Origin of the sequence: Pseudomaricurvus albidus (assembly GCF_018863235.1) — a bacterium.
Lineage (GTDB): Bacteria > Pseudomonadota > Gammaproteobacteria > Pseudomonadales > Cellvibrionaceae > Pseudomaricurvus > Pseudomaricurvus albidus.
Window position 1 is genome coordinate 45,953 of sequence record NZ_JAHKRS010000013.1, and the last position, 12,417, is coordinate 58,369.

General features: G+C 49.6%; 24 protein-coding genes. All 24 read right to left on the reverse strand.

Annotated elements, in window-relative coordinates; all coding sequences use genetic code 11:
- Nucleotides 1–244: 244 nt before the first annotated feature.
- The 24 genes from rplQ to rplB all read right to left on the reverse strand — a co-directional run bounded on the left by rplQ (nucleotide 245) and on the right by rplB (nucleotide 12,408).
- Nucleotides 245–631, reverse strand: coding sequence for a 50S ribosomal protein L17 (rplQ, locus tag KOI40_RS17110; protein ID WP_216098768.1), 387 nt, complete (start codon nucleotides 629–631; stop codon nucleotides 245–247).
- Between the two features lie 114 nt (nucleotides 632–745).
- Nucleotides 746–1,744, reverse strand: a complete 999-nt coding sequence (locus tag KOI40_RS17115; protein WP_216098769.1) for a DNA-directed RNA polymerase subunit alpha — start codon at nucleotides 1,742–1,744, stop codon at nucleotides 746–748.
- Nucleotides 1,745–1,768: 24 nt separating this feature from the next.
- The gene (gene rpsD / locus KOI40_RS17120) at nucleotides 1,769–2,389 is read right to left on the reverse strand and encodes a 30S ribosomal protein S4 (protein ID WP_216098770.1); all 621 of its coding nucleotides are present in this window, start codon (nucleotides 2,387–2,389) and stop codon (nucleotides 1,769–1,771) included.
- A gap of 13 nt (nucleotides 2,390–2,402) precedes the next feature.
- Nucleotides 2,403–2,792, reverse strand: a complete 390-nt coding sequence (gene rpsK / locus KOI40_RS17125) for a 30S ribosomal protein S11 (RefSeq protein ID WP_216098771.1) — start codon at nucleotides 2,790–2,792, stop codon at nucleotides 2,403–2,405.
- A 55-nt stretch (nucleotides 2,793–2,847) separates the two neighbouring features.
- Complete coding sequence (gene rpsM, locus KOI40_RS17130; protein ID WP_216098772.1) at nucleotides 2,848–3,204, reverse strand: 30S ribosomal protein S13; 357 nt, start codon at nucleotides 3,202–3,204, stop codon at nucleotides 2,848–2,850.
- 260 nt (nucleotides 3,205–3,464) lie between these two features.
- Nucleotides 3,465–3,581, reverse strand: coding sequence for a 50S ribosomal protein L36 (gene rpmJ / locus KOI40_RS17135; protein WP_216098773.1), 117 nt, complete (start codon nucleotides 3,579–3,581; stop codon nucleotides 3,465–3,467).
- Between the two features lie 44 nt (nucleotides 3,582–3,625).
- Nucleotides 3,626–4,951, reverse strand: a complete 1,326-nt coding sequence (gene secY, locus KOI40_RS17140) for a preprotein translocase subunit SecY (RefSeq protein ID WP_216098774.1) — start codon at nucleotides 4,949–4,951, stop codon at nucleotides 3,626–3,628.
- 96 nt (nucleotides 4,952–5,047) lie between these two features.
- Entirely contained in the window at nucleotides 5,048–5,482 is a 435-nt protein-coding gene (gene rplO, locus KOI40_RS17145; protein WP_216098775.1) for a 50S ribosomal protein L15, read from the reverse strand.
- A 1-nt stretch (nucleotide 5,483) separates the two neighbouring features.
- Nucleotides 5,484–5,669 (reverse strand): 50S ribosomal protein L30, encoded by a 186-nt coding sequence (gene rpmD, locus KOI40_RS17150; RefSeq protein ID WP_216098776.1) that lies wholly within the window; start codon nucleotides 5,667–5,669, stop codon nucleotides 5,484–5,486.
- A 122-nt stretch (nucleotides 5,670–5,791) separates the two neighbouring features.
- Nucleotides 5,792–6,301, reverse strand: coding sequence for a 30S ribosomal protein S5 (gene rpsE / locus KOI40_RS17155; protein WP_216098777.1), 510 nt, complete (start codon nucleotides 6,299–6,301; stop codon nucleotides 5,792–5,794).
- Between the two features lie 10 nt (nucleotides 6,302–6,311).
- Nucleotides 6,312–6,662 carry a 50S ribosomal protein L18 gene (gene rplR / locus KOI40_RS17160; RefSeq protein ID WP_216098778.1) on the reverse strand — a complete coding sequence of 117 codons (351 nt, stop codon included), beginning with the start codon at nucleotides 6,660–6,662 and terminating at the stop codon, nucleotides 6,312–6,314.
- Between the two features lie 10 nt (nucleotides 6,663–6,672).
- Nucleotides 6,673–7,206 carry a 50S ribosomal protein L6 gene (gene rplF / locus KOI40_RS17165; RefSeq protein ID WP_216098779.1) on the reverse strand — a complete coding sequence of 178 codons (534 nt, stop codon included), beginning with the start codon at nucleotides 7,204–7,206 and terminating at the stop codon, nucleotides 6,673–6,675.
- Between the two features lie 55 nt (nucleotides 7,207–7,261).
- Complete coding sequence (gene rpsH / locus KOI40_RS17170) at nucleotides 7,262–7,654, reverse strand: 30S ribosomal protein S8 (protein ID WP_216098780.1); 393 nt, start codon at nucleotides 7,652–7,654, stop codon at nucleotides 7,262–7,264.
- Between the two features lie 23 nt (nucleotides 7,655–7,677).
- Entirely contained in the window at nucleotides 7,678–7,983 is a 306-nt protein-coding gene (gene rpsN / locus KOI40_RS17175) for a 30S ribosomal protein S14 (protein WP_216098781.1), read from the reverse strand.
- 11 nt (nucleotides 7,984–7,994) lie between these two features.
- Entirely contained in the window at nucleotides 7,995–8,534 is a 540-nt protein-coding gene (rplE, locus tag KOI40_RS17180) for a 50S ribosomal protein L5 (protein WP_216098782.1), read from the reverse strand.
- A 53-nt stretch (nucleotides 8,535–8,587) separates the two neighbouring features.
- Entirely contained in the window at nucleotides 8,588–8,905 is a 318-nt protein-coding gene (gene rplX / locus KOI40_RS17185) for a 50S ribosomal protein L24 (protein ID WP_216098783.1), read from the reverse strand.
- A gap of 40 nt (nucleotides 8,906–8,945) precedes the next feature.
- Nucleotides 8,946–9,314, reverse strand: a complete 369-nt coding sequence (gene rplN, locus KOI40_RS17190) for a 50S ribosomal protein L14 (protein ID WP_216098784.1) — start codon at nucleotides 9,312–9,314, stop codon at nucleotides 8,946–8,948.
- 37 nt (nucleotides 9,315–9,351) lie between these two features.
- Nucleotides 9,352–9,612, reverse strand: coding sequence for a 30S ribosomal protein S17 (rpsQ, locus tag KOI40_RS17195; protein WP_216098785.1), 261 nt, complete (start codon nucleotides 9,610–9,612; stop codon nucleotides 9,352–9,354).
- Between the two features lie 2 nt (nucleotides 9,613–9,614).
- Nucleotides 9,615–9,806, reverse strand: a complete 192-nt coding sequence (gene rpmC / locus KOI40_RS17200; RefSeq protein WP_216098786.1) for a 50S ribosomal protein L29 — start codon at nucleotides 9,804–9,806, stop codon at nucleotides 9,615–9,617.
- Nucleotides 9,806–10,219 (reverse strand): 50S ribosomal protein L16, encoded by a 414-nt coding sequence (gene rplP / locus KOI40_RS17205; RefSeq protein WP_167186919.1) that lies wholly within the window; start codon nucleotides 10,217–10,219, stop codon nucleotides 9,806–9,808. Before rplP ends, rpmC begins: the two co-directional genes overlap by 1 nt.
- Nucleotides 10,220–10,231: 12 nt before the next feature.
- A complete protein-coding gene (gene rpsC, locus KOI40_RS17210) occupies nucleotides 10,232–10,909 on the reverse strand; it encodes a 30S ribosomal protein S3 (RefSeq protein ID WP_216098787.1) in 678 nt (225 codons plus the stop codon).
- 12 nt (nucleotides 10,910–10,921) lie between these two features.
- Nucleotides 10,922–11,254, reverse strand: a complete 333-nt coding sequence (gene rplV, locus KOI40_RS17215; protein ID WP_167186912.1) for a 50S ribosomal protein L22 — start codon at nucleotides 11,252–11,254, stop codon at nucleotides 10,922–10,924.
- Nucleotides 11,255–11,265: 11 nt separating this feature from the next.
- The gene (gene rpsS / locus KOI40_RS17220) at nucleotides 11,266–11,544 is read right to left on the reverse strand and encodes a 30S ribosomal protein S19 (RefSeq protein ID WP_216098788.1); all 279 of its coding nucleotides are present in this window, start codon (nucleotides 11,542–11,544) and stop codon (nucleotides 11,266–11,268) included.
- A 36-nt stretch (nucleotides 11,545–11,580) separates the two neighbouring features.
- Nucleotides 11,581–12,408 carry a 50S ribosomal protein L2 gene (gene rplB, locus KOI40_RS17225; protein ID WP_216098789.1) on the reverse strand — a complete coding sequence of 276 codons (828 nt, stop codon included), beginning with the start codon at nucleotides 12,406–12,408 and terminating at the stop codon, nucleotides 11,581–11,583.
- Between the last annotated feature and the right edge of the window lie 9 nt (nucleotides 12,409–12,417).

Consider the following 12,417-nt stretch of genomic DNA (forward strand, 5'->3'; position numbering starts at 1 on the left):
CGTCCCTGGATGCTTAAACCCACATTACGGCTACAATAGTCGGACAAGCCGTTACAGCCACCCTCAAACTCACCATACACCGTGAAATTATCAGTGCAACTCTATACCGAGAACCTGTGATTCGACAAAATCACACATTGCACAGCTTAAACGAGACTCGCAACGACTAACCACAATAATTCACAAAAAATACAGACGAAAAAAAAGCGCCCGAAAGCGCTTTTTTCAATCAGAAGACTAAGTCTTAGTCTTCTTCAACAGCCTCAGCTGCAACCGGACGATCAACCAGTTCAACGTAAGCCATTGGGGCTTTATCGCCAGTGCGCAGACCACACTTCAAAATGCGAATATAACCACCTGGACGGGACTCGTAACGAGGACCCAGCTCGCTGAACAGCTTACCTACAGCTGCTTTGCTACCCAGACGACTGAAAGCCAGGCGGCGATTAGCAACGCTGTCTTCTTTCGACAAGGTAATCAGAGGCTCCGCAACGGAACGCAGTTCTTTAGCCTTGGCCAAAGTTGTTTTGATCAACTCATGCTCAACCAGAGAGATAGTCATGTTCTTGAACATGGCTTTACGGTGTGATGAGTTGCGATTCAGTTGACGGCCACTATGACGATGACGCATAACTCTAAATCCTTCCAAACTGATTTCTGAAGCCCATTGGCAACAGCAAATCTTGTTAACAACCGCCGCCTAGCTCTGTTTAGGACCTAAACAGTCCAGAGCGGCGGCCTATTTTTACGCTAATTTATCGTCGTTTGCGAGGCTGGCAGGTGGCCAGTTCTCCAAACGCATACCGAGAGACAGACCGCGAGATGCCAGAATGTCTTTGATCTCAGTAAGAGATTTCTTACCCAGGTTAGGAGTCTTCAGCAGTTCTACTTCAGTGCGCTGAATCAGATCACCAATGTAGTAAATATTTTCTGCTTTCAGACAGTTGGCTGAACGAACAGTCAACTCCAAGTCATCCACTGGACGCAGCAGTACTGGATCGATTTCTTCCTCTTTCTCTTCAGGCTCAACTTCTTTTTCGCCTTCCAAGTCAACGAATACCGCCAATTGTTGCTGCAGGATGGTAGCAGCGCGACGGATCGCTTCTTCAGGATCGATAGTACCGTTGGTTTCCAGATCAAGGATCAACTTGTCCAGGTCAGTGCGCTGCTCAACACGTGCACTTTCTACCTGATAAGCCAGACGCTTAACAGGGCTGAAAGACGCATCCAGTTGCAGACGGCCAATAGCACGAGTCTCTTCTTCATCATTGTGACGGGCATCAGCAGGCTGATAGCCACGGCCACGAGCAACGGTTAACTTCATGCTCAGGTCAACATCACCAGTGATGTTGGCAATCACATGCTCAGGGTTTTTGATCTCAACTTCATGATCAACCTGAATGTCACCAGCAGTTACAACGCCAGGGCCTTTCTTGCTCAGAGTCAACACGGCTTGATCTTTACCGTGCATAACAACAGCAACACCTTTCAGGTTCAACAGGATTTCAATAACGTCTTCCTGTACACCCTCAATGGCGCTGTACTCGTGGAGTACACCATCAATTTCAACTTCCGTGACGGCACAGCCGGGCATGGAAGACAGAAGAATACGACGCAACGCATTACCAAGGGTATGACCAAAACCACGCTCAAGAGGCTCTAAAACCACTTTTGCGCGAGTTGGGCCGTTTTCAGTAACGTCGATATGACGCGGGGTCAAAAACTCGTTTACAGCACTCTGCATAGTCACACCTTTAGTGGAAATTTCTTACTTAGAGTAAAGCTCAACGATCAAGTTCTCGTTGATCTCAGCTGGTAAATCGGCGCGATCAGGTACACGCTTAAACGTACCTTCTTTTTTGTCCGCATTCACATCAACCCACTCAACATCGGCACGCTGAGCGGCCAGATTCAGAGCCTGCGCGATACGCAGTTGGTTTTTAGCTTTCTCGCGAACAGCAACTACATCACCGGCTTTCACCTGGTAAGAAGCAATGTTTACTGTCTGACCGTTTACGCTGATTGATTTGTGCGAAACCAGCTGACGAGATTCAGCGCGGGTAGCACCAAAGCCCATACGGTATACAACGTTATCCAAACGTTGCTCCAGCAATTGCAGCAGAACCTCACCGGTCGCGCCTTTGCGACGGGCAGCTTCTTTGTAGTAACCGCGGAATTGTTTTTCCAGAACGCCGTAAGTACGACGAACTTTTTGCTTCTCACGCAGCTGTACACCGTAGTCGGACAAACGTCCGCGACGGAGACCGTGCTGGCCAGGAGCATTTTCAACTTTACACTTGGAATCAAGCGGACGTGCGCCACTTTTCAGGAACAGATCAGTTCCTTCGCGACGAGACAGCTTACAAGTTGGTCCAATATAACGTGCCATTATTTAAGCCCCCTTATACGCGACGTTTCTTCGGCGGACGACAGCCGTTGTGTGGAATCGGCGTGACGTCGACAATGTTGGTAATCTTGTAACCAACGTTGTTCAAAGCACGTACTGCAGACTCACGACCAGGACCAGGACCTTTAACTTCAACGTCCAGATTCTTCAGGCCGTAATCTTTAGCCGCTTCGCCAGCGCGCTCTGCAGCAACCTGAGCTGCGAACGGGGTAGACTTACGGGAACCACGGAAACCGGAACCACCAGCGGTAGCCCAGCTCAGGGTGTTACCCTGACGATCGGTAATTGTCACGATCGTGTTGTTAAAAGAGGCGTGGATGTGTGCGATACCATCGACAACCGTCTTTTTAACCTTCTTCTTAGTAGTTTTACCTGGCTTTGCCATAGCAACTCTTCCTAACCTTTTACCTTGGGAAGTCTGTACCTTTAAGGTTTAAGACTTACTTTTTGATCGGCTTGCGCGGACCCTTACGAGTGCGAGCATTCGTCTTTGAACGTTGTCCACGAGCAGGCAGACTGCGACGATGACGCAGACCGCGATAGCAGCCCAAATCCATCAAACGCTTGATGCTCATAGAAACTTCACGACGCAAATCACCCTCAACAGAGACTTTAGCGACTTCACTACGGATAGCGTCCATCTCAGTCTCGCTCAGATCACCAATTTTGGTAGATTCAGCGATGCCAGAAGCGGCGCAAATTTGTTTCGCAGTTGTGCGACCAATCCCATAGACATAGGTCAGGGAGATAACGGCATGCTTGTTATCTGGTATGTTGACACCAGCAATACGGGCCATTCGGATTACTCCACGTATAACTTAAGTTGCAGCGTTGACAGCGACAATACGCCACCCTCAGCACCAATAAAAAGGCGCGAAAGGATAGCGACATTACGCACAAAAAGCAATAGCCAGAGAGTTTCCCCCCTGGCGACAGTCAACGCCCCCTTGTTCCCGGCTGTCGATTAAGACAACTGGAGGTCAGATAAGCACTTCAGGCGCTCTCCAACCCTGTTCTTTTGTGACCAGAGTTTTAGCTCTGGTCACAAAAAGAGGTTTTAGCCTTGACGCTGCTTGTGACGTGGCTCGGCATTGCAGATAACACGCAGAACACCTTTACGACGTACAACTTTACAGTTACGGCATATTTTCTTTACTGAAGCACGAACTTTCATGTTTCAAAACACCTTCTAACTCAGCGGCCGAGCATCTTACCCGATTATCGGGCTGAACCATAGCCTTTAAGGTTTGCTTTCTTCATCAATGAATCATATTGATGAGACATCAAGTGCGATTGCACCTGGGACATAAAGTCCATTACCACTACCACAACGATCAGCAGTGAGGTACCGCCCAGATAGAATGGGATGTTAGTCGCCACTACCAGGAACTGCGGTAATAAACAGACGGCCGCGATATAAACAGCACCAACCACAGTCAACCGGGTCAGAACATTGTCAATATACTTGGCTGACTGCTCACCGGGACGAATACCAGGGATATACGCACCGGACTTTTTCAGGTTATCTGCCACTTCATTCGGGTTAAACATCAACGCCGTATAGAAGAAACAGAAGAACACAATCAGCGCTGCAAACAAAATGAAGTTAAGTGGCTGGCCAGGGCCAATCGCTAACGCCAATTCTTGCAGAATTTCACTACCTACACCTTCACCACCCTGGCCGAACCACTGCGCCACTGACGCCGGGAACAGCAGGATACTGCTGGCAAAGATCGCCGGGATAACCCCAGCCATGTTCACTTTTAACGGCAGATGGCTGCTTTGAGCTGCAAATACTTTGCGGCCCTGCTGACGCTTGGCATAGTTAACAGTAATACGGCGCTGACCGCGCTCCATACGTACCACCAACCACACAACCGCAATCGCCAGAAAAGTCACACCCAACAACAGCAGAATGTGCAAATCACCCTGACGTGCGCTTTCAAACGCCTGGCCTACCGCACTCGGTAAACCTGCCACAATACCGGCAAAAATCAGCATCGAGATGCCGTTACCAATACCGCGCTCTGTCACCTGCTCACCCAGCCACATCATGAAGACTGCGCCGGTTACCAGTGACGTCACTGCGACAAAATAAAAGCTGAAACCTGTCATGTAAGCCTGGCCGGAAAAACCAACCGCCATACCAGAGCCCTGAACCAGAGCCAACAACACCGTCAGATAACGAGTGTACTGGTTAATCTTACGCCGACCGGCGTCACCTTCTTTCTTCAACTGCTCCAGTGATGGCACAACGGCAGACATCAGCTGCATGATAATCGAGGCCGAAATATAGGGCATGATACCCAAAGCCAGGATACTCATACGCTCGAGTGCACCACCCGAGAACATGTTAAACAGACCCAAAATGGTGCCTTGGTTCTGGTTAAACAATGTCGCCAGCCGCTCAGGATCAATACCTGGCACCGGAATGTGTGTACCAATACGGTAAACAACAATTGCTATAAAAAGAAAACGAAGGCGAGCCCAAAGCTCGCCCAATCCTTTCTTGTTTCCTAATGGCAGATTTCCAGGGGTTGCCATAAATCAGTCTCTAATCAGTAGTCGACAGTCCAAGTACCGGAAGCCGGTAACCAGACACCGGCCACTAGTACTAGAGGCCGGCTAACTTCGACTGTCTTATTCTTCGACTTTACCGCCAGCTGCTTCAATGGCAGCTTTAGCGCCCTTGGTCACGGCCAGACCTTTTACGGTCACTGCTTTAGTCAGCTCGCCGGAAAGGAAGATCTTAGCACGCTTGATGTTGATATTGATAACATCAGCTTGCTTCAGTGTGTCCAGATCGACCACTTCGCCTTCGATTTTGTTCAGTTCAGCCAAACGAACCTCAGCAGTTACGCGACCTACACGGGAAGTAAAACCGTATTTAGGCAGACGTTTTTGCAGAGGCATCTGACCACCCTCGAAACCGGGCTTAACACTACCACCGGAACGAGATTTCAGACCTTTGTGACCGCGACCACCGGTTTTACCAAGACCGCTACCGATACCACGACCGACGCGTTTCTTGCTGTGGGTGCTGCCAGGCGCAGGACTCAGAGTATTCAGACGCATCTTACTCTCCCTCTACCTTAACCAGATAATTTACTTTGTTAATCATGCCACGCACTGAAGGAGTATCTTCTACTTCTACAGAGTGGCCAATGCGACGCAGGCCTAAACCGGCAACGCAGGCTTTGTGGTTCTTCAGGCGGCCAGCAGCGCTTTTCACCTGAGTCACTTTAATCATTTTCTTAGCCATGGTCCTATCCAACTTTTCTTTAAGAGCTGATGGCTCATTGTAAGCGCACAGACAACCACTGGTTGCTGGCGCTTATTAAGAGTCGGTCCACTCAGAACGCTGAATTGGGTTGTTACACCCAATCAGTTCAGAATGTCTTCAACGCTTTTGCCGCGCTTGGCTGCTACAGACTCCGGAGACGCCATATCTCTCAGCGCCTGGAAGGTTGCACGAACCACGTTTACCGGGTTAGTAGAACCGTAGCATTTAGCCAAAACGTTCTGAACGCCAGCCATTTCAAATACAGAGCGCATTGCACCACCGGCAATAACACCAGTACCCTGTGAAGCAGGCTGCATGAATACCTTGGAGCCACTGTGACGGCCCGTGGTGGCATACTGCAGAGTGTCGCCATTCAGATCTACTTCGATCATGTTACGACGAGCAGCTTCCATAGCTTTCTGGATAGCAGCAGGTACTTCGCGGGCTTTACCGCGACCGAAGCCTACTTTGCCATTACCATCACCAACAACAGTCAGCGCAGTAAAGGTAAAGATACGACCACCTTTAACGGTCTTGGCAACGCGGTTAACCTGAACCAGCTTCTCCTGGAAGCCTTCATCGTTACGTTCTTCTTTCTTGTTAAAAGCCATATCTCAACCTTTAGAATTCCAAACCAGCTTCGCGGGCAGCGTCTGCCAAAGCCTGCACACGACCGTGGTATTTAAAACCACTACGGTCGAAAGCAACCTGGGTAACCCCAGCAGCTTTAGCACGCTCGGCAACCAACTTACCAACCGCCTGAGCGGCTTCTTTGTTGCTGGTTTTTCCTGCACGTAAATCTTTATCCAAAGTAGAGGCTTGAGCCAGTACTTTGGCACCATCGGCAGCGATAATCTGCGCATAGATGTGGCGAGGAGTGCGGTTAACGCACAGGCGCACTGCGCCCAGCTCACTCATCTTTGCACGAGCACGACGCGCACGACGCAAACGAGATTGTTTTTTATCGTTCATGACCTAGGCCCTACTTCTTCTTAGCTTCTTTACGACGTACATGTTCGTCAGCGTAGCGTACACCTTTACCTTTGTAAGGCTCTGGTGGACGATAAGCGCGGATTTCCGCGGCTACCTGACCGAGCAGCTGCTTATCAGCGCTCTTCAGTACGATCTCAGTCTGACTTGGGGTCTCAGCTTTTACGCCTTCAGGAAGGTCATAAACAACCGGGTGGGAGAAACCCAGAGTCAGGTCTACAGAACTGCCCGCGGCTTTAGCACGATAACCAACACCTTGCAGCAACAGCTTCTTCTCAAAACCTTGAGAAGCGCCGATTACCATGTTGTTTACCAGAGCACGTGTAGTGCCTGCCAATGCGCGAGACTGCTTGGCGCCATCACGAGCAGAGACATTCAGAACATTATCGTTCTGAGCGACTTCAACACTGCTGTGGATGGTGTGGGCCAATGTACCATTGCTGCCTTTAACCGTAAGATCCTGACCACTCAGGGTTACAGTTACACCAGCGGGCACTTCAACCGGACTATTTGCAACTCGTGACATAACGAATTCCCGTTAAAACAACTATTGCCGTTAGCTGCTAAGCAGCTAGACGGGGTTAAAATACGGTGCAGAGAACCTCACCACCAACGCCTTGAGCGCGGGCAGCACGATCAGTCATTACACCCTTACTGGTAGAAACGATAGCGATACCTAAACCGCCACGAACTGATGGCAAGCCATCTTTACCAGAGTAGTTACGCAAGCCTGGACGGCTTACACGGTCAAGCTCAGCAATTACTGGCTTGCCTTCGAAGTATTTCAGCTCAACGGTCAGTTGAGGCTGAGCATCTTCGCTCACTGAAAAACCGGTCACGTAGCCTTCTTCTTGAAGAACGCGGGCAACGTTAATTTTCAGCTTTGAAGAAGGCATGGTGACATCTACCTTGCCGACTTGTTGAGCGTTGCGGATACGAGTCAGCATATCTGCCAACGGATCTTGCATACTCATAAGTTTCTGCTCCTAAATTCAGCTTACCAGCTGGCCTTAACCAAACCTGGGACATCACCACGCATAGCCGCTTCACGCAGTTTGTTACGGCACAGGCCGAACTTGCGATAAACCGCGTGTGGACGACCAGTAATACGACAGCGACGCTGCTGACGAACCGGACTCGCATCACGAGGCAGTTGCTGAAGCTTAACCTGCGCTTCCCATACCTCTTCTTCCGAAGAGTTAGGGCTGGCAATGATAGTTTTCAAGGCTTGACGCTTGGCGGCAAACTTTGCAACTGCGTTAGCACGTTTGGTTTCACGTGCAATCATAGATTTCTTAGCCATGATCCGTTTCCTTAGCCTTTAAACGGGAAGTTGAATGCCTTCAGCAAAGCAAGGCCTTCCTCGTTATTACGTGCTGTGGTAGTGATACAGATATCCAGACCACGCAGCTTGTCAACTTTGTCGAATTCAATTTCCGGGAAGATGATTTGCTCACCTACACCCATAGAGAAATTGCCACGACCGTCGAACTGCTTCGGGCTGATACCACGGAAGTCACGAATACGTGGAATCGCGATACTGATCAGACGCTCAAGAAACTCGTACATGCGCTCAGAGCGCAGAGTTACTTTACAGCCGATCGGCCACTCTTCACGTACCTTGAAGCCAGCGATGGATTTGCGAGCCTTGGTCACAACTGCTTTTTGACCAGTGATCTTTTCCATATCGCTGACAGCATTTTCTAAGACTTTCTTGTCACCGATTGCCTCACCAACACCCATGTTCAGGGTGATCTTGGTGATTTTGGGCACTTCCATAACGTTCGCAAGCTTCAGCTCATCTTTCAGCTTTGCTGCGATTTCGTTGTGGTAAAGTTCTTTCAACTTAGCCATGTTCAATTACCGTCTGCTTATGCCGTTAACTCGGCGTAATTAGATTTTGCTAATTACGCGTCAACGGCTTCGCCGTTGGATTTGAAAACTCGCACTTTGGTGCCGTCTTCCAGGATTTTGAAACCTACACGATCAGCTTTACCAGTAGCGCCATTAAAAATAGCAACATTGGAAACCTGAATCGGAGCTTCTTTCTCCACGATTCCGCCGGCCACACCCAATTGCGGGTTTGGTTTTTGGTGTTTTTTGATCATGTGAACACCAGACACGAGCAAGCGATCGTCGGCAAGTACGCTAACTACTTTACCGCGCTTACCTTTATCGCGACCTGCGATCACAATCACTTCGTCATTACGTTTGATCTTACGCATAACCCTGTCCTCGACTCTCTCAGGTTACAAAAGCTCTGGCTTACAGAACTTCTGGAGCCAATGAGATGATCTTCATGAATTTTTCGCCACGCAGCTCACGAGTAACAGGGCCGAAAATACGTGTACCAATAGGAGCATCCTGTTGGTTCAGTAATACGGCAGCGTTATCGTCAAACTTAATCAGAGACCCGTCCTGGCGACGCACACCTTTTTTGGTACGTACAACCACGGCCTTCATCACCTGACCTTTCTTCACTTTACCGCGAGGGATGGCTTCCTTAACGGTCACCTTAATAATATCACCTACGGCAGCGTAACGACGATGCGAACCGCCGAGCACTTTAATGCACATAACGCGGCGGGCACCACTGTTGTCTGCCACATCCAAGTATGATTGCGCTTGAATCATCGTCCGTCTCCGAAACTCTTAACAACGCCTGAGATAATTAAATCTCAGTAGCGCGTTCTTCAATTTTAACTAAAGCCCAAGACTTAGACTTAGACAGAGGACGGGACTCTTCAATAGTGACCACATCTCCTGCCTTACACTCATTCTTTTCATCATGAGCTTTCAGCTTGGATGACTTACTGACGTACTTACCATAAATTGGGTGCTTAACACGGCGTTCGATCAGGACAGTGATGGTTTTATCCATCTTGTCACTTACTACTTTACCGGTTACCTGACGCACTAACTTGTCTGTCATAGTTACGCACCTGCCTTTTGATTCAGCACTGTTTTAATACGAGCAATATCGCGACGTGTCTGCTTGAGCAGATGGGTCTGATTCAGCTGACCAGTAGAAGCTTGCATACGCAGCTTGAACTGATCTTCCAGCTGCTTCAGCAACTCAGCATTTAGCTCTTCAACAGATTTTTCGCGGAGTTCTTGAGCTTTCATCACATCACCGAACGTTTCACGAAAGTTGTACTTAAAGGTAACTTGGCAGCGGCCAGTGCGAATGCTTCGCGAGCCAGCTCTTCAGAGACGCCTTCCATCTCGTACAGAACCTTGCCAGGTTGAATCTGGGCTACCCAGTACTCAACATTACCCTTACCCTTACCCTGACGAACCTCAAGAGGCTTGCTGGTAATTGGCTTATCTGGAAATACACGGATCCAAATCTTTCCGCCACGTTTGATGTGACGAGTCATTGCACGACGCGCCGCTTCAATTTGACGGGCAGTAATACGACCACGTGCATTGGACTTTAAGCCAAATTCGCCAAAGCTAACCTTTGAGCCGCGATGGGCCAGACCGCGATTGCGGCCCTTCATTTGCTTGCGAAACTTTGTACGCTTCGGTTGCAGCATCTTGCGTACCCCTTACTTAGAGCCTTTTTTCTTCTTTGGTTTTTCTTCGACAGCGTCTAGGCCGCCAATTACTTCACCTTTGAAGATCCAAACTTTCACGCCAATAATACCGTAGGTGGTTGAACCTTCAGCTGTGGCGTAATCGATATCGGCACGCAAAGTGTGCAGAGGCACGCGGCCTTCGCGGTACCATTCGGTGCGTGCGATTTCTGCACCACCCAGTCGACCGCTAACCTGGATTTTGATCCCTTCTGCGCCCTGACGCATAGCATTCTGTACCGCACGCTTCATAGCACGACGGAACATAACGCGACGCTCAAGTTGCTGAGCAACGCTTTGCGCTACCAGAGCCGCATCCAGATCAGGTTTGCGGATTTCTTCGATGTTGATGTGAACGGGAACACCCATCTGCTTGCTAACTTCAGCGCGCAGTTTTTCCACATCTTCACCTTTTTTACCAATCACAATACCCGGACGGGCAGTGTGAATGGTAACGCGTGCGGTGTTAGCCGGACGCTCAATTTCTACTCGACTGACTGACGCGTGCGCCAATTTCTTTTCAATGTACTCGCGTACTTTCAGGTCGGTGTAGAGCTTGTCTGCGTATTCATCGCTGCCCGCATACCATGTAGAGGTATGCTTCTTGACGATGCCCAGACGAATACCTGTCGGATGTACTTTCTGACCCATAACGTCTGTCTCTTACTGATCGGCTACTTTAACGGTGATGTGACAAGTGCGCTTAAGGATGCGATCTGCACGACCTTTAGCACGTGGTCTGATACGTTTCATCGTCAGACCCTCATCAACGAAGACGGTTGACACAGTCAACTCATCAACATCAGCACCCTCATTGTGCTCGGCGTTTGCAATAGCAGACTCCAGCACCTTCTTAACAATCGCTGCACCCTTCTTCGGACTGAAAGCTAAGATGTCCAGCGCCTCTTCAACGTGTTTACCACGAATCTGATCGACGACTAGACGCGCTTTTTGTGCCGACAGTTGAGCACCGCGTAATTTTGCTGATACTTCCATCGTTAGACCTCTTAGCGCTTCTTGGCTTTCTTGTCTGCAATGTGACCGCGATATGTGCGTGTCGCAGCAAACTCGCCCAATTTATGCCCAACCATCTCTTCGTTTACCAGGACGGGGACATGTTGACGACCGTTGTGTACAGCGAGAGTCAAGCCGACCATTTCTGGCATGATCATGGAACGGCGAGACCAAGTCTTAATAGGACGACGGTCATTTTTTTCGATCGCTGCCTCAACCTTCTTAATTAAATGAAGATCGATGAAAGGACCTTTTTTCAGTGAACGTGGCACTGCACTTTCCTCTTCAGCTAGTGTTTAGCCAGTCGCTTATTTCTTACCGCGACGGCGTACAATCATCTTATCGGTGCGCTTGTTCTTACGGGTCTTAGCACCCTTAGTAGGCGTACCCCATGGAGAAACTGGATGACGGCCACCAGAAGTACGACCTTCACCACCACCATGCGGGTGATCTACAGGGTTCATCGCGACACCGCGAACAGTTGGTCGCACACCGCGCCAACGAGAAGCACCAGCTTTACCCAGAGAACGCAGGCTGTGCTCACTGTTGGACACTTCGCCCAAAGTTGCACGACACTCACTGAGTACTTTACGCATTTCACCACTACGCAGACGCAAAGTCGCATAACGGCCATCACGCGCCACCAATTGAGCTGAAGTACCGGCGGAACGTGCTACCTGAGCACCTTTACCTGGCTTCAATTCAATACAGTGAATCACACTACCCACAGGGATGTTGCGGATCGGCAAGGTGTTACCAGGCTTAATAGCCGCAGCTTCACCAGACTCGATCATGTCGCCAGCTTTTACACCCTTAGGTGCAATGATGTAGCGACGCTCACCGTCCAAGTAGCAAACCAGAGCGATGTTAGCGCTGCGGTTTGGATCGTATTCCAGACGCTCAACCTTTGCAGGAATGCCGTCCTTATTACGTTTAAAGTCGATAACACGATAGTGCTGCTTGTGACCACCGCCAACGTGACGAGTGGTAATACGACCGTTGTTGTTACGACCGCCGCTCTTGCTCTTCTTTTCCAGAAGTGGAGCGTAAGGAGCACCTTTGTGCAGGTCCGGATTGACAACACTTACAACGAAGCGGCGACCCGGAGATGTTGGTTTACGTTTTACAATAGGCATCGCAACTAT

Coding starts and splice junctions, on each gene's coding strand:
- rpsN (WP_216098781.1), bottom strand. CDS start 7,983: ATGGCTAAGAAATCTATGATTGCACGTGAAACCAAACGTGCTAACGCA.
- rpmC (WP_216098786.1), bottom strand. CDS start 9,806: ATGAAAGCTCAAGAACTCCGCGAAAAATCTGTTGAAGAGCTAAATGCT.
- rplF (WP_216098779.1), bottom strand. CDS start 7,206: ATGTCACGAGTTGCAAATAGTCCGGTTGAAGTGCCCGCTGGTGTAACT.
- rplV (WP_167186912.1), bottom strand. CDS start 11,254: ATGGAAGTATCAGCAAAATTACGCGGTGCTCAACTGTCGGCACAAAAA.
- rpsK (WP_216098771.1), bottom strand. CDS start 2,792: ATGGCAAAGCCAGGTAAAACTACTAAGAAGAAGGTTAAAAAGACGGTT.
- rpsH (WP_216098780.1), bottom strand. CDS start 7,654: ATGAGTATGCAAGATCCGTTGGCAGATATGCTGACTCGTATCCGCAAC.
- rpsD (WP_216098770.1), bottom strand. CDS start 2,389: ATGGCACGTTATATTGGACCAACTTGTAAGCTGTCTCGTCGCGAAGGA.
- rpsC (WP_216098787.1), bottom strand. CDS start 10,909: ATGGGTCAGAAAGTACATCCGACAGGTATTCGTCTGGGCATCGTCAAG.
- secY (WP_216098774.1), bottom strand. CDS start 4,951: ATGGCAACCCCTGGAAATCTGCCATTAGGAAACAAGAAAGGATTGGGC.
- rpsE (WP_216098777.1), bottom strand. CDS start 6,301: ATGGCTTTTAACAAGAAAGAAGAACGTAACGATGAAGGCTTCCAGGAG.
- rpmD (WP_216098776.1), bottom strand. CDS start 5,669: ATGGCTAAGAAAATGATTAAAGTGACTCAGGTGAAAAGCGCTGCTGGC.
- rpmJ (WP_216098773.1), bottom strand. CDS start 3,581: ATGAAAGTTCGTGCTTCAGTAAAGAAAATATGCCGTAACTGTAAAGTT.
- KOI40_RS17115 (WP_216098769.1), bottom strand. CDS start 1,744: ATGCAGAGTGCTGTAAACGAGTTTTTGACCCCGCGTCATATCGACGTT.
- rplN (WP_216098784.1), bottom strand. CDS start 9,314: ATGATTCAAGCGCAATCATACTTGGATGTGGCAGACAACAGTGGTGCC.
- rplE (WP_216098782.1), bottom strand. CDS start 8,534: ATGGCTAAGTTGAAAGAACTTTACCACAACGAAATCGCAGCAAAGCTG.
- rplQ (WP_216098768.1), bottom strand. CDS start 631: ATGCGTCATCGTCATAGTGGCCGTCAACTGAATCGCAACTCATCACAC.
- rplP (WP_167186919.1), bottom strand. CDS start 10,219: ATGCTGCAACCGAAGCGTACAAAGTTTCGCAAGCAAATGAAGGGCCGC.
- rplR (WP_216098778.1), bottom strand. CDS start 6,662: ATGAACGATAAAAAACAATCTCGTTTGCGTCGTGCGCGTCGTGCTCGT.
- rplB (WP_216098789.1), bottom strand. CDS start 12,408: ATGCCTATTGTAAAACGTAAACCAACATCTCCGGGTCGCCGCTTCGTT.
- rpsQ (WP_216098785.1), bottom strand. CDS start 9,612: ATGACAGACAAGTTAGTGCGTCAGGTAACCGGTAAAGTAGTAAGTGAC.
- rplX (WP_216098783.1), bottom strand. CDS start 8,905: ATGCGTAAGATCAAACGTAATGACGAAGTGATTGTGATCGCAGGTCGC.
- rplO (WP_216098775.1), bottom strand. CDS start 5,482: ATGCGTCTGAATACTCTGAGTCCTGCGCCTGGCAGCACCCACAGCAAG.
- rpsM (WP_216098772.1), bottom strand. CDS start 3,204: ATGGCCCGTATTGCTGGTGTCAACATACCAGATAACAAGCATGCCGTT.